This is a genomic window from Paenibacillus sp. FSL H3-0333, from assembly GCF_038002805.1.
Lineage (GTDB): Bacteria > Bacillota > Bacilli > Paenibacillales > Paenibacillaceae > Paenibacillus_AQ > Paenibacillus_AQ silagei.
Genome location: NZ_JBBODG010000001.1, coordinates 2,851,410 through 2,875,015, shown reverse-complemented (window position 1 = coordinate 2,875,015; position 23,606 = coordinate 2,851,410). Strand labels below are relative to the sequence as shown.

Annotated in this window: 18 protein-coding genes; 4 read left to right on the top strand and 14 right to left on the bottom strand. The window is 54.1% G+C overall.

Annotated elements, in window-relative coordinates:
* Positions 1 to 228: 228 nt before the first annotated feature.
* Genes MHH78_RS12515 through MHH78_RS12495 form a run of 5 tightly spaced genes read right to left on the bottom strand, consistent with a single transcriptional unit; the run spans position 229 to position 5,161 of the window.
* Positions 229 to 1,254 carry a Gfo/Idh/MocA family protein gene (locus tag MHH78_RS12515; RefSeq protein ID WP_341167585.1) on the bottom strand — a complete coding sequence of 342 codons (1,026 nt, stop codon included), beginning with the start codon at positions 1,252 to 1,254 and terminating at the stop codon, positions 229 to 231.
* Entirely contained in the window at positions 1,251 to 2,444 is a 1,194-nt protein-coding gene (locus tag MHH78_RS12510; protein WP_076081259.1) for a radical SAM protein, read from the bottom strand. Before MHH78_RS12510 ends, MHH78_RS12515 begins: the two co-directional genes overlap by 4 nt.
* Positions 2,444 to 3,565, bottom strand: coding sequence for a UDP-glucuronosyltransferase (locus tag MHH78_RS12505; protein ID WP_341167584.1), 1,122 nt, complete (start codon positions 3,563 to 3,565; stop codon positions 2,444 to 2,446). Before MHH78_RS12505 ends, MHH78_RS12510 begins: the two co-directional genes overlap by 1 nt.
* 16 nt (positions 3,566 to 3,581) lie before the next feature.
* Positions 3,582 to 4,925: a hypothetical protein gene (locus tag MHH78_RS12500; RefSeq protein ID WP_341167583.1), complete on the bottom strand. Its 1,344-nt coding sequence runs from the start codon at positions 4,923 to 4,925 to the stop codon at positions 3,582 to 3,584.
* Entirely contained in the window at positions 4,922 to 5,161 is a 240-nt protein-coding gene (locus MHH78_RS12495) for an acyl carrier protein (RefSeq protein ID WP_036731643.1), read from the bottom strand. The genes MHH78_RS12500 and MHH78_RS12495 overlap by 4 nt, the downstream gene beginning before the upstream one ends.
* A 156-nt stretch (positions 5,162 to 5,317) precedes the next feature.
* Between MHH78_RS12495 and MHH78_RS12490 the strand changes: the two genes are divergently transcribed.
* A complete protein-coding gene (locus MHH78_RS12490; protein WP_340951268.1) occupies positions 5,318 to 6,238 on the top strand; it encodes an AraC family transcriptional regulator in 921 nt (306 codons plus the stop codon).
* Positions 6,216 to 7,202 carry a hypothetical protein gene (locus MHH78_RS12485; RefSeq protein ID WP_341167582.1) on the top strand — a complete coding sequence of 329 codons (987 nt, stop codon included), beginning with the start codon at positions 6,216 to 6,218 and terminating at the stop codon, positions 7,200 to 7,202. The genes MHH78_RS12490 and MHH78_RS12485 overlap by 23 nt, the downstream gene beginning before the upstream one ends.
* An 81-nt stretch (positions 7,203 to 7,283) precedes the next feature.
* Here MHH78_RS12485 and MHH78_RS12480 read toward each other — a convergent pair whose 3' ends face one another.
* The 6 genes from MHH78_RS12480 to MHH78_RS12455 all read right to left on the bottom strand — a co-directional run bounded on the left by MHH78_RS12480 (position 7,284) and on the right by MHH78_RS12455 (position 14,897).
* Entirely contained in the window at positions 7,284 to 7,931 is a 648-nt protein-coding gene (locus MHH78_RS12480) for a FusB/FusC family EF-G-binding protein (protein ID WP_076081269.1), read from the bottom strand.
* 294 nt (positions 7,932 to 8,225) lie between these two features.
* On the bottom strand, positions 8,226 to 9,497 hold the full coding sequence (locus MHH78_RS12475) for a glycoside hydrolase family 30 protein (RefSeq protein ID WP_341170321.1): 1,272 nt from the start codon (positions 9,495 to 9,497) through the stop codon (positions 8,226 to 8,228).
* 105 nt (positions 9,498 to 9,602) lie between these two features.
* A complete protein-coding gene (locus tag MHH78_RS12470) occupies positions 9,603 to 11,606 on the bottom strand; it encodes a beta-galactosidase (RefSeq protein WP_341167581.1) in 2,004 nt (667 codons plus the stop codon).
* A 118-nt stretch (positions 11,607 to 11,724) separates the two neighbouring features.
* Complete coding sequence (locus tag MHH78_RS12465) at positions 11,725 to 12,549, bottom strand: carbohydrate ABC transporter permease (RefSeq protein WP_036731633.1); 825 nt, start codon at positions 12,547 to 12,549, stop codon at positions 11,725 to 11,727.
* Between the two features lie 12 nt (positions 12,550 to 12,561).
* Positions 12,562 to 13,452, bottom strand: coding sequence for a carbohydrate ABC transporter permease (locus tag MHH78_RS12460; protein WP_036731631.1), 891 nt, complete (start codon positions 13,450 to 13,452; stop codon positions 12,562 to 12,564).
* A gap of 92 nt (positions 13,453 to 13,544) precedes the next feature.
* Positions 13,545 to 14,897: an ABC transporter substrate-binding protein gene (locus tag MHH78_RS12455; protein ID WP_341167580.1), complete on the bottom strand. Its 1,353-nt coding sequence runs from the start codon at positions 14,895 to 14,897 to the stop codon at positions 13,545 to 13,547.
* Between the two features lie 212 nt (positions 14,898 to 15,109).
* Here MHH78_RS12455 and MHH78_RS12450 point away from each other — a divergent pair, with 212 nt between their 5' ends.
* Together MHH78_RS12450 and MHH78_RS12445 are read left to right on the top strand one after the other, a co-directional pair.
* On the top strand, positions 15,110 to 16,897 hold the full coding sequence (locus MHH78_RS12450) for a sensor histidine kinase (protein ID WP_341170320.1): 1,788 nt from the start codon (positions 15,110 to 15,112) through the stop codon (positions 16,895 to 16,897).
* Positions 16,898 to 16,957: 60 nt separating this feature from the next.
* Complete coding sequence (locus tag MHH78_RS12445; RefSeq protein ID WP_341170319.1) at positions 16,958 to 18,547, top strand: response regulator; 1,590 nt, start codon at positions 16,958 to 16,960, stop codon at positions 18,545 to 18,547.
* Between the two features lie 286 nt (positions 18,548 to 18,833).
* Here MHH78_RS12445 and MHH78_RS12440 read toward each other — a convergent pair whose 3' ends face one another.
* The 3 genes from MHH78_RS12440 to MHH78_RS12430 all read right to left on the bottom strand — a co-directional run bounded on the left by MHH78_RS12440 (position 18,834) and on the right by MHH78_RS12430 (position 23,579).
* Positions 18,834 to 20,027: an IS256 family transposase gene (locus tag MHH78_RS12440; protein WP_341167049.1), complete on the bottom strand. Its 1,194-nt coding sequence runs from the start codon at positions 20,025 to 20,027 to the stop codon at positions 18,834 to 18,836.
* Between the two features lie 476 nt (positions 20,028 to 20,503).
* Complete coding sequence (locus MHH78_RS12435) at positions 20,504 to 22,429, bottom strand: DUF2264 domain-containing protein (RefSeq protein WP_341167579.1); 1,926 nt, start codon at positions 22,427 to 22,429, stop codon at positions 20,504 to 20,506.
* Between the two features lie 13 nt (positions 22,430 to 22,442).
* On the bottom strand, positions 22,443 to 23,579 hold the full coding sequence (locus MHH78_RS12430; protein ID WP_341167578.1) for a glycoside hydrolase family 88 protein: 1,137 nt from the start codon (positions 23,577 to 23,579) through the stop codon (positions 22,443 to 22,445).
* Between the last annotated feature and the right edge of the window lie 27 nt (positions 23,580 to 23,606).

Sequence of the window (23,606 nt, the reverse complement as noted above, 5' to 3'; positions counted from 1 at the left end):
TCCAAAGCTCCGAATTCCGCCAGATTAAGTGTTGTTTATCCAACTGCTTCACCGTTTGCATGACTTCGCGCCGGAATAGTTGGAGTTTTTCCATTTAAAGACACTGCCAGCAGGTCCAGCGGACGGATGTATTGTGGAACAGCAAACAGCGGCCCCCACAAAGGGAGTCGCTGTTTGCTGTTGCTGGAAGTAGCTGCTGTCAATGGTCTCACTCTGCTAGCACAATGGCTATAGTGGAAGCACCTCAGAGGCCCGGCGCCGCTGCGCCTCAGCCATGATCCGGGCTTGCAGCTGCACCCGTTCCCAGGTAGCGCTCAGGCCCTCGGCCTGCTGCCCGCTCATGATCGCTGCAAAAGCCTCCAGCTGGCCCACATAATAGTTCAGCGGTTCGAATTCGCATAGGGTGGTACGGTTGTCCGGCAGATCATGCCGGATTTTAAGCTTATAGAACCCCTTGATCGGCCGGAAGAAATCGGGGACCGTCAGCACGGTATGGTCGAAATACAGGATATGCGAGGCCCGGAATGGCAGCTCAAAGGAAGTGAGACACTCGGCCCTCAGCCCGTTTTTGTATTGCAACGCCGCCTGAAAGGTCCAATCGCAGCCATCCGGCCCGTCAAAGGCCGACTGCGCCAGGATCTCCTCCGGCTGTAGACCGGCAAGGGTCTGCACGAACTGCAACCAATAGCAGCCAAGATCGGCAAAAGCACCTCCGCCCTTCCCCCTGACACTCCGGTAATTGCCGGCATACCTGTTCTTGGCAGGAACGGAGATTCGGGTGCTGATCCTGCGCAGCGCACCGAATTCGCCCGAATCGACGATGCCCTTCAGCGCCTGCTGCCAGGGGTGACAGGCAATCATCAGACCCTCGGCCAGCTTCGGGGCAGCAGGGTTACTCTTCGCCAGCCTTAACTGCTCCGCTTCTTCAGGACGCAGACAGATCGGCTTTTCCACCAAGACATGCTTGCCCGCGTTCAAAGCCCGGATCGCCCACTGCGCATGAAGCTCATTGCTGAGCGCAATGTACACCCCGTCCAGCTCATCTAGCTCCAGCAGCTCATCCAGACTGCCCGCCACATAGGGAATCCGATACGCTTCCGCCATAGCCTCCGCCTTCGCCAAGGTACGATTGGCAATCGCGGTGATCTTCACCTTGTCCACTATCCGAGCCGGCTCCAGCATCGCTGGAACAGCAATATTCGAGGCGCCCAGAATGCCAAGCTTATAGCTTGGCTCCTCTACCACACTGCTCATATCTGCGCCAGCGCAGCATAGGTGTTGAGGTACAGCACATTACATTTGGAGCAGGCCGGGGACAAGCCTTCGTCCATAATCCGCCGCAGCCGGTCATATCGCGCAGAATTCCATATGTCTGTCAGTGTCAGATCCTTCACATTGCCAATAGCCAGCTCGCCAAAAAATTTACACGCACTCACCATCCCGTTCGGGGCAATATCCACCCGGGTGCTGAGCGCAAGACATTTCGACGTGCTGCGGGATTTCATCGGCTTGCCAGCCACAAAATCCTCAATCTCATCAAAATCCAGCCCAGGCTGATAACGGATTCGGGTATTGTGCCAGGTGTTGCTGTTAATCCGCCGCAGGTCATCGGTCAGTCTGGTGATATTCTCCGGCTTGATATGGTATTTGAACGCATGCCAGCTGCTCCGGTGATCCGGCGGAAGCTCGGCCAGCCACTGGAAGTGTTCATCGTAGAAGCGGTCCATCGCAAAACTGGTCTCCTCAGAGATATACCATGGGAAGCAAAGCAGGACCAGATCCACACCCTTTTGTTCAAAAAACTCCACCAGCTCGTACAATCTGCCGATCATATTATCATTTATGACGTTATGCACGGAGATCCGTCCGCGGAAGCGGCCCTGCTCGCGCAGCTCCAGCAAACGGTCAACGGCGTCGATGACCTTCTGGAACGAATTCTTGCCGCGCAGGAAATCATGCTCCTCCTGGAACCCCTCGATCGGGATCAGCAGCTCCAGATTGTCCGAGATTGCACACAGCTCCTCTTCAAACTTCGGAATCATATAGGCATTGGTGCAGATGGTCGTGTCCCGGGGATGCTCCTTCAACAGCTCCAGAATCTCCTTAGCCTGCCGGTGAAACAGCGGCTCCCCTCCCCATAAATACAGGCGGGACTGCGCTTCATCCGTCTCCTCCAGCAGCCTCTGGATCATTCCCAGATCCATATCCAGATTCTGCTCAGCGGTATCCATATCATGATGGTAGCCGGATTCATTCCACTGATAGCAATGCTTGCAGCGCAGATTACAGCGATTGGTTAGCTTGAGGGACATAATCTCCGGCATAACGGTCCGGAATCCCGGATCAAGCTTGCGTTCTCTATGCGGGACCACGACATTTCGAATCGTACGCTTCAAAGCTTCGAAGGACTTGGCGTCCAGGCTCACTCTACTGGTAGGTTGCATTAGTTTCTCCCTCCTGCTGTGGATAATTGTTCGGCATAGCTTGCCGCATAGTCAGGGTATTGACCTCTAGCGGCTCTGAGATTATTCGCCAGCTTGCGAAGTACATCATCATCATATCCTGACGCGGCCCACTCCCCGTAAGTGATACCGTAACCAAGCCCGACCCACAGATCACTGTTGATCTTCTCATGCGGGCCGAAGGGGTCGAGCAGCACCAGCGGTGTGCCCGAAGCCAGGGAATCAATCAAAGCGCCGCCGCCCGGCTTGCTAATGACTGCGGACGCCTGCCGGATGACTCCGTACATCCCCTCCCCGTAGCTCTGGCAGGGTGGGAAATGCCCAGTCCGGTTACCCGTTACCTCTGCAAACGGCGGGAAGGTATATTGCCCGCTGCCGTCCTTCGTCCAGGTGCGCCACTGCGGATCATTCATATAATAGCGTCTGCCATCGATAGCCCCGCCAATCTCCTGAATGCTGTAAGCGGCAATATCCAGCTCGTACCCCGCCGACTCCAGCGCGTCGAATTTCTCGCGGAAGGTTCCAATTCCCCAGCCGCCCCCATGAACGACCAGCCGCCCGTTCCTCTCCGCAGCAGGCAGTGTCTCCCCAGATCCGGCATCGATGCTGCAGAGAATCTCCTGCTTCCCGGGATCATACAGACTTACTTCATGGTAGCGTTCCGCGTAACCCGGATTCAGTTTGCGAAGATTCTTCCACGATGGCGACAGGTCGGCGTCGATATACAGCAGGTCAGCATACACGCTCATTCCCGCCATCTCACGGTACCGGTCCATGACATGCACCCAGTGCCCGGACAAGACGATGAAGTGCTGCCGCTCCTCCTGCTTCCATTGCTGCAGCAAATGTTCAACGGCTGCTGGGTCAAGGCTGCTTCTTATATCGGACGGTATTTTCTGTGAGGTCAGGGCGACAGCAAAGCTCTGCTGGTATGCCCTGCGGCTGTTGTCTGTCTGCTCCTTTTTGTGGTCAGGCATTAAGGCCTCAAACACCTCAACCTCTGCCTGAAGGCCCATCGCTGTGAACTTCCGTTCCAGCAGCAGACCAGGGACATAGAAGCCCAGGCCAAAGCCTGAGCATAGAATCGTCACGGTGTTATTCATTGGAGGGTTCCTTTCTTTATCGCAGGATAGTATAGCCTGTGCGCATGAGAGACTCGTCCAGCGTACGGATGAGGCTCTGCTTACTGTCTTCACTCCGGTAAGTCAAGGCCGCATACAGCTTGCCCTTCGTGGAACCGGCAGTATGGGCGGGGTCCAGCGGCTGGAGCGCGCTTGAAGTCAAGGGCATCACACCTTCACCTGCCCCCAGCGAGAATAAAATCCCCGTCTCCTCCATCCGCTCCAGCAGCTCCTCATAATGAACCTTGCCCATAGCCGCCAGCGGTACCTGTATCAGGCATGTGTGCATGTCCTCCTGCTTAAACCGGCGGTCCACATAATGCTTGATCAGACTCATCGACTTGCGGGCATTGATCTCTACCAGAGGCGCCAAGCTTCCGTCACGCAGCAGCATGGAATCAACACACACCTCACCGTAATATCCGTCAGCATGCAGCTCCCGGCCTATGCTGTGCATGGTCTCCCAGTAGCCTTCCTTGTCCAGCTTGTCCAGCAGAGACGGCTGCGGGGAGTGGGATTCTCCGAAGGCGAAGCCCTGGTTCACCAGCTGCTGAACGGACAACAGGTTGATCCGGCCTTCCGGATCAATCTGAAACTGGCAGGAGAAGTCTGTCTCCCGGTCCAGCAGAGGCTCAAGGACAAACCGGATTCTTTTGCCCTGATTGCGGCTCGACTCCAGATACCCGGCCATCCGGCGCAGCATACGCTCGGAATCCACCAGCTGATTTCCTTTACCGGATACCCCATACTCGTCCTTGATCAGGAAGGCCCCCTTCTCCAGCAGTGCTTGTCCCGATTGCAGCAGCTCCTCCAGACTGTGGACCACTACCGCAATATTCGGCAGCCCGAGCCGGTCCCGCATGGCTGTAGAATAGCTCTTGGTATTCACTGCCCGTACAATCGCTTCATCAGGCAACGTGGGCAAAAGCTTGTACCGGCTAACCGCAGCCTGTGTCCCGGGAAGCACGGCAAAGGGCTCCAGCAGCGCTCCTTCCGGTATTAAGCGTTCCGGCTCCTGCCCGGCGTCCATCCGGCCCAGCAGTTCAAATACATTCAGCGCCGCCTGTGCGGGAGCAGACGCCTCCGCCTCCAGACTGAACGGCTCCATGTTGGTGCTGAATGAATAACCGAGCGATTGCAGATAGTCATATTGTGCCCGGTCCATCCCCTGGCGGGTTAAGAGCACATCGCCGCTCCCGCAAAAGACAAACAGCATTTCATCCATCGCCTGCACGATAGCCAGCGCCTTCGCATCGGGAATGGCCGGCAAGGAGGCCAGATCCTCCTCCCGCCAGTACCGCTCCGACTCCAGGCTGCCGCAGTGCACAGCATTCCTCATCATACCGCAAGCCCGGCGACATAAGCGGAGAACCGGTCCACTGATTTCAGATGCTCCAGATCAAAGGTGTCGAAATCTACCTCTATATTGAATTCATCCTCGACTCTCAGAATAAAATTAATGATCTGCAGGGAGTCAAGTGCGGCGTCCAGGGTCAGGTCAGAAGCTCCGCTGAGCGTCTGAAGCAAACCTGGTTCCTCCTTGATTTCGGCAATAATCTCAATGACTTTCTGCTGCATGTGTCTACCCCTTTCAGGTTGCGGAATTGGAATGAATAGCATGAATATACCAAATTTTAAGTTGTTAATATATGGTTGAATGCGCCAAAATATTGAGATATACTAGGGTGGATTCCAGTCATCCAACATAAGGAAGCAGGAAACGGAGGTTTGTTTATGGAAGCTTTTCCGGTATTTACGGGGGATTATTTATTCGACTCTTCTTCACCCGTACAAATGCTCCTGACTCAAAATACGGTCACTTCCGTACGTCATCAGCACGATTTCGTAGAGCTGGCATACGTGGTTCAAGGGACAGGCATTCATCTGGCAGGTGAGGATAAAATGCAGGTGGTGCAGGGGGATGTTCTAGTGATTCCGCCGGGGATATCCCATGTCTTTCATCCGCAGGATCTGAGCGGTACCGAGCCGCTGCTGATCCTGAATTGTATGCTCAGGCCCGGGCTTGACAGTGTGCTCAGAGAGCTGCCGGGTCCCTTATCCGAAGAGGCCCTCTTGCCGCTGCTTAAGCTTCTGGAGGTGCGGCAATGGTTCGGATACAGGGAGAAGAATAAGGAAATCCTCTTCCTGCTCGGGCGGCTGCAGGGGATGCTGAACTCTGGCCCGCTTATGGATGAGCAGCGGCTATACCCGCCGCTACTGGAGCTGGCCAAGCTGATTATGCCCGCAGCAGACACTCCCTTCGCCGAACGCCCGGGACCGCAGTATGACCCGCTGCATGATGTCCTCCTATATATGATCAGTAACTATAGTGAGCGGATCACGCTGAATGAGATGAGCCGCCAGCTTGCGGTGAGCTCCCGCCAGTTCCAGCGGCTGCTTAAGAATAAGACCGGCAGGTCCTACATCCAGATCTTCCAGGAGATCCGGATGAAATACAGCTGTATCCTGCTCCTGTTCACGAAGCTTGGCGTCCAGTCCGTGGCCCTTGAGGTCGGCATTTACGACATGAAATACTTCTACCGGCTCTTCCGCGAATTCAGCGGCATGACTCCCGCTTCTTATCGCGACCGGCTGCACAGCCACTTCTGCTCGGCGAAGGAGATGATGAGCAGTGTTGAACATTGCTCCTGTTAAAAGTACCCCCTACCCTAAGCTGCGCAGCTGTATTGATGATTGCATCCAGTCTGTAGCACAGTGGCAGGGAGTGGAAAGCAAAGGCATGTACGGCGATGCCTGGCAGATGTTCCTGGATGAGCCGCAAGCCCCGGACCAGCCTTTGATTGAACGGATACGGCTGCCCCGGATCAATACCGGCTATCTGTCCGCGTATCATGGCCTTACCTTCAGTTATATAGAACGGACTGAACCGGCAATGGATAGAAGCTACATGCTTGACCTGCTGGAGAATCAGCTGTCCTCAGGCATGCCGGTTCTGGTTGGCTTTGATTCCTATGACTGTCCCTGGTGTGTAGCCTACCGCAGGCTGCATACGAGCCATGCCTGTCTTGCCGTGGGCCTGGACAGGGAGAAGAGTCTGATTTATCTAACGGATGCTTACTATGGCAAGGATCTTGAAGCGATAGATTTCAGCATCCTTGAAGGGGCCTGTCATTTCTATGCTTTATTCGGGCGGTGCGAAGTCTCCCGTTCCTGCTCAGATTGGCAGACGATCCTTCAAGAGGTGCTTACCAGCCCTGCCCAACAGATTCGGCCGGATCAAGTGGGCGTCCAGCTCAGGGCGTATGCCCAGGCCTATCTGGAAATAGGGATACAGCCTGATAACTCACCCGAAGCCAGTTCGGCCTTCAAAATCTATGCCAACGCCCTGCCGATCAGCCGAATCCGGTTCAGCCAATTCCTGCAGCTGCTGGAGCGCGAAGGCCCGGCGCCTGCTCTCTCCCGGGCGGCTGAAGACTACCGTCAGGCAGGCGAGCAGTGGGATCTGATCAATCAGTTCATGATTAAGGGGATGTGCTCGGGCAACAAGCCCGCCGCGCGGGTGAAGCTTCACAGGAATATGTGTGAGATCATCCGCCTGGAAGAACAGCTTCTGGAGGAACTGGTAGCTTTGACGATGACTACGCAGCCTAGCAGATAGCTCCTCTACCATACAAAACAAATAGAGCAGCGGCCCCCAACCGGGAACCGCTGCTCTGCTCTTTTTAATCTAACTATACTGCTACTTGCGCACCGAGAGGACGAACCGCTCCAGCGCGCTTATATCCGTAATGCTCTGATTGCAGCCCTGATTATCCAAACATACGTACTGGCCCACGGAAGCAAAATTATCTGCCGCCGCAAACTCCGGCTTGGTCTTGACGGTCAGGAAGGCAAGCTCCTGCTGCCGGTTGCAGAACAGGCAGTAGCCCTTCTTATGCATCGGCAGCATCCGGCCTTCCACCCCAATGAACTCCCCCTCATGCGGATAGACGATGAACAGCTTGTTCGTGGCGATGTCCGCCCAGGCCAGATACGTGACATAACGGAAATCAAAGGACTGCAGGTCAGGCAGCTTCATCTTTTTATTCTTGGGAAACAGCTTCTGAATCTGCTTCAGTGTAATCGGCGGAAACGGCTCCAGATAAGGCTCCAGCCCACTGGTATACTGCTGGAAGTCCTCGGCCTTCTCGAAGGTGGAGATTGCCCGCAGCATCTGCTCCTGATCGGCGGTCAGTGAGGCGAAAGCCCCCGTCACGTTGAGCTCGGCGCTGTATCTTACGGTCTCCAGTACACGGCGGTCCGCTACCGAACGCAGTGTTTTCAGCACAAAATCCGCTTGTTTCTTAATATAATTATATTGATGGTTTCTAATAAATGTTGGTTTCACAGCTCTTCAGCCCCTTATTATTATTGATTACAGCAATAAGGTGCAGAGCCTGCGATTAGAAACGATATATCTGTTTGGGCGATCAAGATTGTCCTGCCGCGCCCCACGCAAAGTATCGCCCCGGATCAGGCTCTGCATGAGGACTCCCTAGCTAATGAGCAATTCGTTGCCATCTGTATAACCCCCTATCAAACTAACCTGACAAAAGTATAGCAGGGAATTACGGACGGAACAATTCTAATAGTGTACACAGCAGAGTGCCTGAAGGGATGACGGCGGCATGGCGTAGCTATTTTATAGCAGAAGGGTATTAAAAGATTCCGCATCCAGCTCCAGCTTGTAATGCGTGCCGTCATTCGAGAGGGTAACCGTCCGCGATTCCTTGAACGGATTGGCAATGACGAGGACCCGTCTGCCCTCCGGCGTCTCGAAGGCGACTGCATTGCCGGTCCATTTGCCCTTGAGTCCGATTCGGCTGGAGCCGGGACCCACGAAATGGGCGAAATGCTTCATGACATAGAACTCAGGATTGTACACTGCCTTGACGCCTCCAGGGTCTACAGTAATCATGGAGTTCTGTTCCCATCCCCACGTACTGCGCCCCTTAGGCAGCAACACCATATTCCAGTAGATATACGCGTTCACGCCGTTAGTGAAATAATGCTGATACAGATTGAATACATATTTGGCATAAAACCAGGTGTTCTCCCCGTCCCCGCATTCGTTCTCCGTCTGCATATAACGCAGTTCAGGATAGGCCTGTACCGTACGCTGGATGCCGTATTTGCCTGCCCACTGGTAGCCGACTCCCCTCACATACTTGTAAGCTTCAGGATCACTTAATACTGTATGGGCATAGGCATCGAAGCTGCTATCCTTCTTCTTCATCCACTCGTCCCAAGGCTCCGGTGCGTTGATCGTGCCCAGCCAGATCTCCGTAGCAAGTCCATGCTGTTCAAAAGCCGGCCCCAGATAATCCCGGATGAATTCCAGCAGTTGCCCGCCGGTCCATACGCAGGAAGGGAATTTCTGATCGGCCACCACTTCGTTCTGTACATGTACCTGATGAATGGTAATTCCCTCTTCAGCATAAGCCTGGACGAACTTCACAAAGTAGAGCGCATAGGCCTCCAGAATATCCTTCTCCCAGCGCAAGGTGCCGTAATTGTAGACGCGCGGGAATTTCATCCACGTTGGCGGACTCCAAGGGGAGGCGAATAATTTCAGCTCCGGGTTCAGCTTGAGAGCCTCGCGGATATAGGGGATCAGATACTTGCGGTCCCGCTCGATAGAGAAATGCTCCATGGCGTAATCGCCGTCGGTCTCATTCAGGCTGTACCATTCCAGGGCATAGTCGCTGGCCCCGATCGGCAGGCGGCAAATACTGAATCGCTGATCCCCTTCCGGGTGAAAGAGCGAATGCAGCACAGCGCTTCTGTCTTCGTCCGCGAGGAGATTCAGCGCCTCGAACCCCAGCTCATTGAAGCATCCGCCGAACCCTTCGATATTCTGATGCAATTGTCCGGTGAACGCCAGATCCACTGCTTCGGCAGTGGTGGCTTCCAGGGGATGGGATACCCAAGGCTCATTTTCTGTACTCGATATCCATACTTGTCCCGTAACGTCCACGCTTATGCCTCCTAATGCTGTAGATGTTCTCCAGTGCTATGTTTATTTAATAATCATTACGCCCCAAGCATCAAGGGTAAGTTCCTCATCCTGTGCCACCGGATTGCCGGACAGCAGTTCCGTTCCGGCTTCGTACGGATATTGGAAGCTGAGCGGCTGGGCTGAATAGTTATAGTAGTAGCGGATGGTGCTTCCCTGCCGGTTCACACCGGACTTCACGATGAGCGGGAACGACAGCTGCTGGTCTGCTCCCCATAACCCGGCCAACTGGAGCGTATCGCGCAGGATCTCCGCAAGTGCGGCAGGTCCGGTCATGCAGCCGATGTAGGTGGCTGTTCCTTCGCCGAAGGTATTTCTGGTGACCGCCGCATATTCGCCCCACTGGGGATGATCGTAGCTGGCCAGCACCTCCGCTGAACCGGGAACAATCATCTCCATCCAGGTGCGGACGGTGTGAACGCCTGCTTCGGCTCCCTCAGGGAACAGCTTGCCGGTAAGTCCCGTAACCGCATTCGGTGTGGCAAAATGACTGTAGGCAATCCCGCAGGCCTCATGAATGATCCCGGGTTGTGCGGTATGACGAACCTTCACCTGTTCATCGGTGAACCCGCTCTTGAAGGAATAGACTACATGGCCGCCGCTGCGGACGTAGTCATTCAACTGCTGCAGCGCTTCATCGGAGACGGCGTATAACGCAGGAACCACAACCAGCTCATACTCGCTTAGGCGCGGGCTGCCCGGCTGGATGAAATCGCAGGCGATGTTCATTTTATAGAGCTCATCGTACATCCAGCGGACCACATCATTATAGATCAATCCTCCCGGCAGCTTGAACCATTCGATCGCCGACAGCGCTTCATTGCTGACCATAACGGCCACCTTACTGGTCTTCTTCAGTCCCATTAACTGGTCGCTTAACCGCTTGAAGTCCGCGCCGATAGTCATAGCTTCCTTATACACCGGGTTAGGCCGGAAGTCATGGCTGAGCAGCCCCTTCCAGTAGGTCTCAAAGGAGTTATGAATCGAATGCCAATGCCAGTAAGCGACCATCGAAGCCCCTGAGCCCAGATGGCTGAATGCCAGCTGCCGCAGCTGTCCTGGATATGGCGTCCACTCCGGGAACGCTTGCGCCTGCGTCTCCAGCACGAAGTAATTATCCTGCTTCAGCGAGCGGATCAGATCTCCCCCGAAGGCAATCTCGGCACCGGTCAGCTGGTCCTGGGACGGATGATAAATATCTGTACCGGCAATGTCAAAAGGCTGCGAAGCCGCAAAGTGGTCTACCGAAGGCTGAACACCGAAGGAATAGCCCCGCCACTCGAAATCGAAATTATGTGTGGTGAACTGCCCCGGCTGCTTATACTCATTCACAATTCCGACCTGCCACGCCAGGAACTCATTCACCAGTCCCCGCTGGAACCAGGCGAATTCCGCACCCAGACTGCCGTTGATCGTCCCAACCATGGACGGGAAGTCCTCCCAGCTGTCGATCCGGTTACTCCAGTAATCCAGACCGAACTGGTGGTTGATGGCTTCGAGCGTTCCATAGGTTTCCCTCATGTATTTGACGAATCTAAGCTGGACGTTCGGTCCGGCCGTCTCATAATGCTTGGTCTCATTATCGATCTGGTAGCCGATCACCGCCGGATGCTTATGTACCACAGCCATCAGCTTGCGGATGATACGCTCCGCGTAGAACAGATACGCCGGACTGGTGATATCCATAATCTGTCTGGCACCATATTTGCCTTCCCCGTTCACGGTGACCGCCAGCACCTCCGGGTGCTCCTTGACCATCCAGGCCGGAACCGCATAGGTAGGTGTTCCTACAATGACATGAATTCCGGCCTCATGCATCGCATCCAGCACTCTACATACAGAGGAGAAGTCGAATACCCCGTTCTGCGGCTCATGTGTGCTCCAGGTGGATTCGGCAATCCGGACGGTATTAATGCCCGCATCCTTCATCATTTGGATGTCCTGCGCAAGACGGTCATAAGGCATGTATTCATCATAATAAGCAACGCCGTATAACAAGTGATCCATTATAATCCTCCTAAGAGTTTTGATAGCATACACATCCTGAATCTCTTCGCAAATCTGGCTCGGAAGCATACGCTTAGAGTTTTGATAGCATACGCTTAGAGTTTGGTCCGCTTTAAGATCATCCTTTTACCGCGCCCGCTGTCACGCCCTTGGTAATCTGTTCGTTGAAGATGGCGTAGATGACAATGGCCGGGATCGATGTCAGCACCATGACCGCAAATTGTGAGCCGTAGTCTGAGGAATACTGGCCGGCGAAGTTCATGACCGAGAAGGGCAGCGTCTTCAGCGCATCTTTACTGAGGAAAGTCGAGGCCATAATGAATTCATTCCAGCAGTTCAGGAACGTTGTAACGATGACCGTAACCAGTGCAGGCGCGGTAAGCGGTGCAATGATCTGGAAGACAATCCGGTAAATATTCGCGCCGTCTACTACAGCGGACTCTTCCATTGCTCTAGGAATGCTACGCATGAAGCCGGTCAGGATGAAGGTTCCCAGCGGTACAGACACTGCGGTGTATGGCAGGATCAGCCCGAGATAGGAATTCGTTAAGCCCAGCGCCTTGAAGATGGCAAAGTTAGGCAACAGGGTCGCATGAATCGGAATCATAATCCCCAGCAGGATAATGGTGAAGAAGACTGAGCGCAGCTTCCACTGCATCCGGGTAAAGGCATAGCCGAGCGTAAGGGACAGAATCACCGTTAACAGAATGGTTACGGAGGTAACGAAGGCGCTGTTAATGAAGTAGCGCAGGAATTTGCCGTCCACCCAGGCATTGATATAGTTCTGCCACTGGGGGTCACTCGGCCATTTCAGGACGCTGGAGGAGTAGAATTCATTGCTGCTGAGGAATGAGAAATCTACCAGCCAGATGAGCGGGAACAGCTGAACCAGGGCGACGATCAGGAAGAACACCCATAGTATGGTTTTTGTGCTTTTTGTCATGGTGAGTCCTCCTTAGAATTCCGTCGCATCACTGCGGGTCAGTTTGTTACTGAGATAGGTGGCAAGCAGGCAGACAATAATGAACAGAATCGAGATGGCGTTGGCATAACCGTATTGGCTTGCCGAGAACGCCTTGTTATAGAGATACACGGCCAGGAATTGGGTGGAATCGCCGGGACCGCCGTTAGTGGTCAGGAACACGGTCTCCATCTGTTTCAAGGCGGTAATCATAGCCAAAGTAATCTGCACCGTAATAACCGGTGACAGCAGCGGAACGGTAATCCGCCAGTGCAATCGGAAGCCGGAGGCTCCGTCCAGTGAAGCGGCTTCATACATATCATCGGGAATGCCTTTGAGTCCTGCATAATAGAACAGCAATCCCCAGCCGAAGCCGGCCCAGATCAGGATGAATAACATGGAGACGAGCGCAGTGCTGCTGTCCCCCAGCCAAGCGTGCTTAAGGAAGCCGAGTCCCAGGGAATCCAGCATTTTGTTGAAGGCGCCGAAGGTCGGGTCAAGCAGGGATAACCACATTTTTGAAATAACGACTACAGAAATGACACATGGGATGAAGAATATCGTTCTGAACCACTTCTCTGCCTTACCGCCCAGGCGGTCCAGCATAATGGCAAAAAAGATGGCAATCGGATGTTGGATCAGGATAAAGCCCAAACCGAGCAGTACGGCATTTCTAAGTGCCAGCCAGAACCTGGAATCGTGAAACAGCAGCTCTGTATAGTTGGCGAATCCGATGAATGCCGAGGGTGTTCCCGGAGACAAAGTGTCTCTGAACGAGTAATAGGCGCTGAGCACAATTGGCACAAGAAAGGTCAGGGCGAACAGGAGAATCCCCGGAAAGACGAACAGAAAGATTGCCATTTTGTTGTTAAATACTTTTTGCATGGAACTCCAACTCCATCCTTAAGATTAGAGAGGGGCAAGAATGCTTCCCGCCCCGTCTCCTTTCACTCTCTATAGTAGTGATCTGTAATCTGTTATTGTGTTTCCGCAGCCTTTTGAAGATCGGCCAGCAGCTGTTCAGGTGTCGATCCGCCAGCGAAGAACTTCCCGAAGGCATTCTGTGCATCATCCTTGAACTTAGGTGTACCAGAGTCAAGGGCGATAGAACCCGCTGTGCTGGTAGCCCCTGTCAGAACCTCGGTCAGTTGCTTCTGCAGCTCGCTCTCTTTGCCGGTAAGCTCATATTTCTGTGCCGGTACAGCCGCTCCGGTATCCCATACAATCTTGGCCCATTGATCGGCAGACATCATATAATCGAAGAACTTCTTGGCTTCTTCAGGATGCTTCGAGCTGCTCACCAGTGAATATCCTCCGCCGTTCCAGGCCAAAAGATCGGTGTCCTTGCCTTTGCCGCCTTCGACAACCGGGAATTTCAGTACATTCACATTGTTGCGGAAGTCTTCCGGCAGCTTGTCATTCGTTGCCATCCCTGCTTCCCAGGAGCCCATATACCACATAGCAGCCCTGCCTTGCGTGAACAGGTTCTGGGAAGCGCCGTAGTCCGCTGTCATGAACGATTCCTGGAACAGCTTGGTGTCTCTGGCTTCTGCCAGCAGCTTAGCCGCAGCTAGGAAGTTCTCATCGCCAGTGAAATTCTTCTTCTTCGCTACCGCATCCAGCATCAGGTTCTGATCACCGGTGAGGCGTACGACAAGATCCTGGAAGAAGGCCGCGAAGCTCCACAGGTCCTTACCGTTCATCGACATCGGCTCAATGCCTTTGGCGCGGAACTGCTTGCCCGCTTCCAGCAGCTCGGCATAGGTGGTAGGAATCTTGATGCCGTTGTCATCGAACAGCTTTTTGTTATAATAGATCACTTCATAGTCACTGTTGCGGGGCAAGCCGTAGAGCTTGTCGTTGAAGGTGAACGACTTGTAGACGCCCGGCAGGAATTTATAAGTATCTCCTTCGTATTCCGCAGGGTTTAGCTCTTTCACATAGCCGGCTTGTACCAGCGTATTCAGCTCTGCTCCGCCGTGAACCATGGTCACATCCAGCGCCTCGTTGGAGGCCATGTAAGCCTTCAGCTTGTTTTTGAACGGCTCCTCGGCGAGGGTCTCGATATCGATCTTGACATTGGGGTTCGCTTTGATATAGTTGTCGATTACCATTTGCTCTGCCAGCCCCTGGCCGGATTTACGGTCGGGAAGGTTCGAGAACAGACGCAGCGTCACTTCCTTGTCCGCAGAGCCGGTTGTACCGCCGTTCGTGCTGCTGCCTGCATTATTGTTCTTGTCGTTGCCGCCTCCGCATGCGCTAAGCACCGAGACTGCCGCAAGGGCCGTAACCAGCAGTATATTACGTGTGGATTTTGAATTCATAACCATGTCAATTCCCCCTATTTGTTATGGATCGTGGGTTGCTTTCTTTGTTTCTGAACACATCGTACCAGAGCACTAGAGTCAGGGTCAGTAGAGAAAAAGAGAGTAATGTTGAAAATTGTCGACTTCGCTTGTCAGCTCCCTTGTGTATATTCGGCATTGCGCATAAGATAAAAATCAAAAAGGTTAGTGATCCTGTGCTGCGCTACTACTTGAATATGAACCTTCGATACAAGATAACGATTCTGATCTTCCTGCTGATCACCGGGGTGGCCTGCACACTGGGCGCATACTCCTATAAGATCTCCAAGCAGCAGATTATCAATAAGGTGAGCAATTCCAACCAGAGTGTGCTCAAGCAGATCGACAGTAATCTCGCCCGTATGCAAAAGACGTTAGCCGACTGGGTCACGGTATTCAGCCTCGCACCAGTCGTTCAGGACACTCTGAGGAGCAATACCCCGGATTCGGCGAAGATCGAGAACCAGCTCTATAACGGACCCACCGCGTCGATCATGAACCAGATGCTGGTGACCGGAAGCTTCGACTATCTGGCTCTGTACGGCAGCTTGTCCGAGCCGCTGTTTCAGGTTGCCACCGATGACAGCAGCGGTGCGTATAGTTTGAGCAAAATTACCTCAAATGATACTTATAAACAGACCGTCGCCTTAAACGGTGCCTCCTACTGGTTCCCGCTGACAGAAGAGAACAATGTATTCATTCAGAGTAACCGAAATGACAAGCTCGGCATGACCCGGATTATCCGCGATATTGTGAACGGGAACCGGATCGGCTTTGTGTTCGTCGGCATTAATCTGGAGACCATCCGCAGAACCTATCTGACGAATCTGTATGACAAGGATCACGGCATCCTCATTCTGAGTGAACGGGGCACACAGCTGCTGTCGGCAGGCAAAGAGACCTATAGTCCCGAAGCCATAGACTTCGTAATGAAGCAGGCCAAAGCCGGCATTCTCTCCGGCAACACCATCGTCAGCCTGGAAGGCAAGGATACGCTGCTGAATTACAACATCAACGAGGATGGCTGGATCACCCTGTACAGTGTTCCGCTCCGTTCGTTGACCCAAGAGCTTAATTCCATCAAATCAGCAGTGCTCGTGATGGTATTAGCCAGCCTGGTGCTTAGCATTCCTCTGCTGATGTTCTTCTCCTCCTTCCTGACAGCGCCGATCAAGACGCTGCTGCTGTCGATGCGGCGCTTCCAGAACGGGCAGTTCGAGGAGAAGGTGGAGATCAAATATTGGGATGAGATCGGCCAGCTGAGCCGGGGCTACAATAATATGGTCGGCAACATCAAAGCGCTGGTGGACGATGCCTATCTGCTGAAGCTAAAGGAGCAGGAAGCGGAGCTGAAGGCGCTGCAATCGCAGATCAACCCCCATTTTCTCTACAACATGCTCGACACGATCTTCTGGGAAGCGGAAGCGGCAGGGCAGGACAAGATCAGCGAGATGGTGATCAACCTCTCCCGGCTGTTCAGGTTAAGTCTGAACCAGGGCAAGAGCTTCACCAGCGTAGCCAAGGAAAAAGAGCTGATTGAGCTGTATCTGTCGCTCCAGAAGATGCGGTTCCAGGAATCTCTGGAGTATGTGATCGACATTCCTGAGGAGCTGTATGCCTATGTCATCCTGAAGCTCAGCCTGCAGCCGTTCATTGAGAACGCGCTGATCCACGGCATTGAACGCAAGCGCGGCGGCGGACGGGTAAGCATCAGCGGACAGCGTACCGGAGACCAGCTGATGTTCGTGATTGAGGATAACGGGGGCGGCATGAGCGAGGAGACGCTGCAAAAGATTCTCACCATGCCTGATGAGACGGATGTCTACACGGCCCGGGATGTCGGTGGCTATGCGGTGCAGAATGTCCAGGCACGGCTGAAGCATTTTTATAAAGGTGACTATGCCTTGAACTATTCCAGTGTCCCCGGAGAAGGCACGCGGGTGGAGATCGTAGTTCCGGTGATTGTAACTGACATGCAAGAATAAAAGAAGCCGGGGCGAATAAACAATACGAATACAGATCGGAGGGGATGTCCCTTGTATAATATGATTATTGTGGACGATGAGGAGCGGGCGCGGGTAGGCATAAGGACTCTGATTGACTGGCATTCGCACGGCATCCATATTGCAGGCGAAGCCAGAGACGGCCTGGAGGCACTTGAACTCTTGGATACTTATGCCGTCGATATCATGCTAACGGATATCCGGATGCCGCAAATGGACGGCCTGGAGTTAATCAAGGTTGTCTCGGAGAAATACCCCAGCGTCAAATCGGTCATTATGAGCGGATACGATGATTTCGCCTATGCCCAGCAAGCCATAAGATCCGGGGTCAGTAACTATCTGCTGAAGCCGAGCCGCCGGCAGGAGATTCTGAGCACGGTTCTGGCCATCACGGAGCAGATTCAATCCGAGAAGCTGGAGATTACCACGCTTGAGCATCTGCGGCAAGGGTTCCGGGAGAGTCTGCCCCTGCTGAAGGAGAAGACGTTAAGCCAGCTCATCCTCACTGAGAGTCCCGCGTATTCCCGGCTGCTGGCTAATCTGAAGATGAACCAGCTGGTTTTCCCCTATTTGCTGTACGGCATCATTCTGCTGCGCATCGACAATTTCCAGCTGCTGCATGAGAAGTATATGCATGAGGATACGGAGCTGCTGAAGTACGGGCTGAAGAATATCTGCGAGGAGTCGCTGCCGGAGACTGTGCTCTGCGTTGCCTTCGAGCATCAGGACGATATTGTGCTAATTCTCAATATGGACGAGCTGCCGGATCAGGAGGAATTAAGCGGTTATATCCGGATTATTCAGGAGAATATCGCCAGCTTCCTGAAGTTCACCGTATCCGCCGGGATCGGAAGTATTGACAAGAATATTGAGCATCTGCGCCACTCCTTCGTGGAAGCCTGCCAGGCCTTGAATACAACCAACTACACCGGAATTGCTAAAATCGTGGAGTACAGCGGAGAATTCGATGCCGAGTCCTCTCAATCCTCCTATCCCCTGCATGAGGAGCAGGAGGTGCTGAAGGCGGTACGCGGCGGTTCTCCCGGGGACATCGCCGATAAGCTCACGCTGTTCAATGTAGCCCTGCAGCCTGAGACGGTGTCCAGGGACCAGGTGATCAAATCGAGCTTCGCCCTGTTCTTCGCCCTGTATAAATTATGTATTGAGAACAATGTCAATGTAAATAAAGTCTTTGGGCAGAATCTGACTGAGCTGATCCATGTGCTGTCCCGCTCCAGTCTGGATAATCTGTTCCAGTCGCTGTTGGAGACGGCCCAGCGGGTCAGTGAGCATCTGACATCCAAGAAGAACAGCAACAAGCTGCTCGAAGCGGCCAAGAGCTATATCGGCGAGCACTTCATGAAGGATATCAACCGTGAGATTGTCGCCAGGGAGATCTATATTACCCCCGGTTATCTAAGCCTGCTGTTCAAGCAGCAGCTTAAGATCAGCTTCATCGATTATCTGCATAAGGTCCGTATTGAGCATGCCTGCCAGCTATTCAAAGATCCCGGAATGCGGATCGAGGATATCGCTCTGCAGTCCGGGTATAATGATACGAAATATTTCTATCAGGTGTTCAAAAAGTATAAAGGACTCACGCCCAATCAGTTCCGCAGCAATACGGAATAATGGATATTGTTCATACTGCCCGCCCTGCTCCCTGCACCGGATGCTTCATATGCGTGCAGGGGCTTGTGGCCGCACCCAGGCCAATTGTGTTCGGTTTTTAACATACATTTGGTCCACACGCCGTACCCGGTCCAATTGTAATCGGTTTTTCGATTACATTTGGTCCACGGGTAGCGTCAAGAAGTTTGTGTAAAAGAGTAGAAGTGCCTCCCCCGGGTTACGGGTTGGGATGTAGTGTTTCTGGGGGAAGGGGGAACCCCGACCCCCCAGAAACTGGATTTCTCTGTTACGCCTCTTCCGGTGTGGGCAAAGAGGGATAGCGTGTTTCGAATAGCTCTTTTAGCTTCTTTTTAACGGCATCCATGCCAAAGCCTTGGGCGACCCGCCCTGCATGACGTTCATTGTATTCCAGCATCTCCAGGTACACGATTTTCTCTGCCGCATCCATGTTCGTCAGACTGTTCATCGGTTTCAGACGCTTGCGGATTTCCTTGTTCATCCGTTCGATGGGGTTCGACGTGTAGATCGCTTTACGGATCGACTGCGGATACTTGTAGAACGTCAGGAGTGTGGATAACTGTTCCTCCCAGGACCTCATTTCCTTCGGATACAGCTTGTTCCACTTCGCTTTGACCGTATCAAAGTTAGCCCGGGCTACCACTTCATCCGGTGCCGTATATATGGTTTTCAACGCCTCCATGACATCGGTTTTGTGCTCCACCCGAATTTTATGAAACGTGGCCCGCACTTTGTGCACTACGCAATGCTGTACATCCGCCTGAGGATAGGTCTCTTTAAAAGCCGCATCCAGTCCCGGTAGCCCGTCAAACACACCCAGCAGGACTTCCTGCGCTCCGCGGTCGTACAGGTCTTTGAGTACCTCCCGCCAGCCATTCGAACTCTCTTGGCCACCCACGTAGAACCCGAGAATTTGACGCTGTCCCTCCTCGTCAATTCCCATCGCAAAGTAGACCACTTCACCACGAACCGTGCCCCGTTTCAGCTTCACGTACAGCCCATCTAAATAGATCACAGAGTACCGTTTGCTCAGTGGCCGCTTTTGCCACTGGTGGATATCGTCCAGCACTGTAGCCGTAATATTGCTGACCGTGGTGGGGGAGTAGTGGCTGCCAAACATACTTTCAATGAACCGGGCCACATCCCGCGTACCCATGCCCGATTTATACATTTGGATGACGGCCTCTTCTAACCATCCGTCCCGCCGCTGGTACGGCTCAAACATCTGCGTCTGGAAAAGGCTTTGGCGGTCCCGGGGCACCTGAAGATCCTCGATATGGCCATATTTCGTGTGTAAGTCTCGCGTATAGTAGCCATTGCGACTATTGCTGGCGCCGGCTTCTTCACTCTCCATAAACCCCTGGATTTCGGCGCGCAACAGGCGTTCCATGTTGTCTTTCACAAAATCTTTAACAAGTTTTTCAAATAGATTATTCAGAGAACTTTCGGGTAAAATATTCATTGGTAGAGTTCCTCCTTGGTGGTTTCGCAATCCCGAGGGTACCCTACTTTTTTGGTGCCTGACTAGGCTCCAAATCTTGGTACACAACTTACTTTACGCCATCGGTCCACGCGCCGCATCCAGGCCAATTGTGATCGGTTTTTCGATTACATTTGGTCCATGCGCTGCATCCAGTCCAATTGTAATCGGTTTTTCGATTACATTTGTCCCACTCGCCGTATCCAGGCCAATTGTGATCGGTTTTTCGATTACATTTGGTCCACGCGCCGCATCCAGTCCAATTGTGATCGGTTTTTAACATACATTTTGGTCCACGAGCCTCGAAAGGCCAGCAGCCTCTCCAAAGGAGAAGCTGCTGGCCTGCTTGTGTAGGTGGCACTAAAGAGCCGATGTTGAGTTATTGACCGAAATTGCTGTACTATGACCAAATTGCTGTACTATGACCAAAATGCTGTGTTTTCGCACCATATTTCTGCTCATTGCACCGGAATGCTGAGCTCTGTCCCGCCGGAGGTTAGCACCGTAATCCGCTCTCCGGCAAGCTTGATCTGGAGCAGGTCTTCAGGAGTCTGTTCCAGCATCAGGCCGAGTTCCTTTGCCCCGTCTGTCAGCGGCGCAGATGAAGGGTCGCCGTACACAGCAGAAGCCAGCCAATGAACTCCAGGCTCCAGCGATGCCGTCAGGGTAGGCAGCACGGTCCGTGGATGAAGCAGGTTCGTGTTGGCATTCGGCGAGATTAGCTGAGCCTTGGTATAACCCATCAGCCCCTTGATGGCGCTTGTGCCCCATGGGGTCGCTGCCGCCGCCTCCAGTTCGTCCAGCTGCTGCACAAGCTCCGTCTCTTGTCCCAGCGCGAAGCCTCCCTCGGCAACGTCCAGCGCCCGGCCCGTCTCGATCCGGTGAATCCGGATATGCCACGGCAGACCCGCTACCACCCATGTACGTACCTCAACATCAGCCCAAGGCTTCCAGACGGACCGCAGGACGTTGTCTGTGATCTCTGATTCCAGATTCCGCCGCCGAACGCGGTACAGATTGTCCCCGCCTTCACTTAGCGCCAGCATGGAGTCATAGGCACCCTGCGACAATCCCCATTCTGAGCGGGGAACGCTGAACCCGAAGCCTGTGGAATAGACGAATTTCTCGTATTTGGCCGAGGTATGGGTATGCTCATTGGTGGACAGATGCCCGCTGTTGAAGGCGGCTACATGACCGGAAGCCGGTTCGCGGACCAGAACCAGATGCGGCGGATGCTGCACCGTCACAGCCGGAAGCTCCGGCAGCGGCAGCTCCGGTTCTCTCCAGAACGGATGCTCCGCGCCGAGGGCAAGCGGCAGGAAGGTCTTCAGCGCCCAGTAAGGCGAGCCGGGCGCATTATAATTCTCCGCCATGACCAGATTCGGATACGTGTATCCAATGGTCAGCACACCGGCTGCATCGAAGATAGGCTGGCGGAACCACCAGCGCAGGTTGCGCAGGACGATGCCTTTGACCACACCGGCAGGGAAGCCCTCCACCTCTGCATAAGCCAGAGCGCTCCAGAATGCAGACTGGGCGAACCGGTAGGCCAGACTGCGCCCGTAGGGAAGCGCAGCGCCGTCCGGGGCGAACCAGACTATGAATTCAACGGCGAAGAGCCGGGCGCGTTCTTTGAACAGACGGGAACGCTCCGGGTCTTCCCGTTCCATCAGCTTGGCATACAGCAGCGAATAGTAATGGATGGCGAAGGGCCCGTAATAATCGCAGTGTCCGCCAACACCGTCACTGTACCAGCCTTCACCCAGATAAAAGGCATCCATCCGCTCCAGATTCCGCTCCAGTTGAATCGCATCATAAGGCCGTCCTACTGTGCGGAAGCCGACATTCACCAGCACATTGAAGAACAGCCAGTTGCAGTCGTAGCAGGGACGGGAATTGATCTGGTTCAGCCAGCTGTACAGATGCTCCTGCTCCTGCGGAGCAAGCGGGGACCAGAGATGCTCCGGCGCAGCCGCCAGCGCGAAGCCGAAGGCGGCCATCTCAACCAGACGCTGGTCATAGTCCCTTACATCACCCCAATATTCCTCATGGGCCGGATCGGTGCCGTGCCGGATGCCTTCCAGCACAGTGGCCCATAGTTCACTGTTCCCGCCTCCGGCGAGCAGTGGAATTAGTCCCCAGAGCACCCGGGAGAAGCCCTCCATTCCGGCGGTGGCTGACGGATAGCTCGCTCCCGTAATCCCGATCTCAAGTCTTGCGCTGCCTCTGCTATAGAGCGGCCGAAGCGGCTCTGTCAGCTGCTCAAGGGCAGCCAGCAGGTCGTCCCGGGTCTTCAGCGGATTGCTCTGAATCCCCAGCTTGCCCGTCGCCGGATCGCCTGTCCCCAGATTTCCAACCACCGGAGTCCTCTTATCGTTCGTCATGATCATACTCCTCCTACTCCCAATAGAACGGGCCTGCTCCCTTAATCCGGGCCAGTGCCTCAACATAGAAGAAATCCCCGTAGATCAGCGGCACATCGATGTTCCGGTCTTCAGGATAGTTACTGGTGCCGTGAAGCAGCAGCCCTTGTTCAGCCGGATTGTCCCACGTTCCATAATTGCGGTAGAGAGATTCCGTGATTCTAAGCGCCCCGTTTCGGTAGACTTGAGCCTCTGATTCTTCCACCAGCCCGGCCAGCAGCAGCAGACCGCTTGCCGCACAGGAACCGGCCGAAGAATCGCGAATCTCGCCAACATCGCCGGGAGCGCGGAAATCCCAATGCGGGACCTGATCCTCCGGCAGCCGGGTCAGGAAGAAATGCGCAACCTGCTTGGACGCATGCAGGTAGCTAGGCTTGCCCGTATGGTGATAGGCCAGCGCAAGCCCGTATAGTGCCCAAGCCGCGCCGCGCGACCAAGCCGATTCCGGCGCATAGCCCTGTCCGCCCAGCTTCTCTGCCACTTCGCCCGTCTCCGGGTTGAAGTTGACAATATGATAGACGGAGCCGTCCGGCCGGATGAAATGCTCCAGCACCGTATCCATATGTGCCTCCGCGATATGCCGGTAACGCGGGTCTCCGGTGACTTCGGAGGCCCAGAACAGCAGGCTGGTGTTCATGCTGCAGTCAATAATGGCGACCCCGCTGTTGTCCTCGCCTTCTCTCCAGGGATTCCAGGCCCGGATATAGCGGCCCTTCAGGTTGAAGCGGGCGGCCAGATAGTTGGCGGCCTTCAGCCCGCGGACCCTTGATTCTTCTCTGCCCGTCAGCTTGTAATTGGCGACGCTGGTCAGCAGCCACATGAAGCCAAGGTCATGATCCAGCTTCACGTAGCCGTCCAGCACCTCATCCAGCCGCTCCTCGCAGCGCTCGGCTACTGCCTTCAGACCCTCGTCACCGCTCCCGGCATAGAGCTGCCAGAGCATGCCCGGCCAGAAGCCGGCGGTCCACCAGCTTGGTACCTCCAGAACATACTTGCCGCCTTGACTGGCATGCGGGAATTCGGCTCCGATGCTGATACTGTTCGTTCTCGTCTTTTCCAGTGCCTTACTCCAAGCCTCATCTACCCATGCCTGATCTATGGTTCTGCTCATATGAATCCCGCCTTTGTGTGAATGATG

What these genes read in the sequence shown, in the direction of transcription:
- MHH78_RS12515 (WP_341167585.1), bottom strand. Translation starts at nt 1,254, where the DNA reads ATGAGCAGTGTGGTAGAGGAGCCAAGCTATAAGCTTGGCATTCTGGGC.
- MHH78_RS12510 (WP_076081259.1), bottom strand. Translation starts at nt 2,444, where the DNA reads ATGCAACCTACCAGTAGAGTGAGCCTGGACGCCAAGTCCTTCGAAGCT.
- MHH78_RS12505 (WP_341167584.1), bottom strand. Translation starts at nt 3,565, where the DNA reads ATGAATAACACCGTGACGATTCTATGCTCAGGCTTTGGCCTGGGCTTC.
- MHH78_RS12500 (WP_341167583.1), bottom strand. Translation starts at nt 4,925, where the DNA reads ATGATGAGGAATGCTGTGCACTGCGGCAGCCTGGAGTCGGAGCGGTAC.
- MHH78_RS12495 (WP_036731643.1), bottom strand. Translation starts at nt 5,161, where the DNA reads ATGCAGCAGAAAGTCATTGAGATTATTGCCGAAATCAAGGAGGAACCA.
- MHH78_RS12490 (WP_340951268.1), top strand. Translation starts at nt 5,318, where the DNA reads ATGGAAGCTTTTCCGGTATTTACGGGGGATTATTTATTCGACTCTTCT.
- MHH78_RS12470 (WP_341167581.1), bottom strand. Translation starts at nt 11,606, where the DNA reads ATGGATCACTTGTTATACGGCGTTGCTTATTATGATGAATACATGCCT.
- MHH78_RS12465 (WP_036731633.1), bottom strand. Translation starts at nt 12,549, where the DNA reads ATGACAAAAAGCACAAAAACCATACTATGGGTGTTCTTCCTGATCGTC.
- MHH78_RS12460 (WP_036731631.1), bottom strand. Translation starts at nt 13,452, where the DNA reads ATGCAAAAAGTATTTAACAACAAAATGGCAATCTTTCTGTTCGTCTTT.
- MHH78_RS12455 (WP_341167580.1), bottom strand. Translation starts at nt 14,897, where the DNA reads ATGGTTATGAATTCAAAATCCACACGTAATATACTGCTGGTTACGGCC.
- MHH78_RS12450 (WP_341170320.1), top strand. Translation starts at nt 15,110, where the DNA reads ATGAACCTTCGATACAAGATAACGATTCTGATCTTCCTGCTGATCACC.
- MHH78_RS12445 (WP_341170319.1), top strand. Translation starts at nt 16,958, where the DNA reads ATGATTATTGTGGACGATGAGGAGCGGGCGCGGGTAGGCATAAGGACT.
- MHH78_RS12440 (WP_341167049.1), bottom strand. Translation starts at nt 20,027, where the DNA reads ATGAATATTTTACCCGAAAGTTCTCTGAATAATCTATTTGAAAAACTT.
- MHH78_RS12435 (WP_341167579.1), bottom strand. Translation starts at nt 22,429, where the DNA reads ATGACGAACGATAAGAGGACTCCGGTGGTTGGAAATCTGGGGACAGGC.
- MHH78_RS12430 (WP_341167578.1), bottom strand. Translation starts at nt 23,579, where the DNA reads ATGAGCAGAACCATAGATCAGGCATGGGTAGATGAGGCTTGGAGTAAG.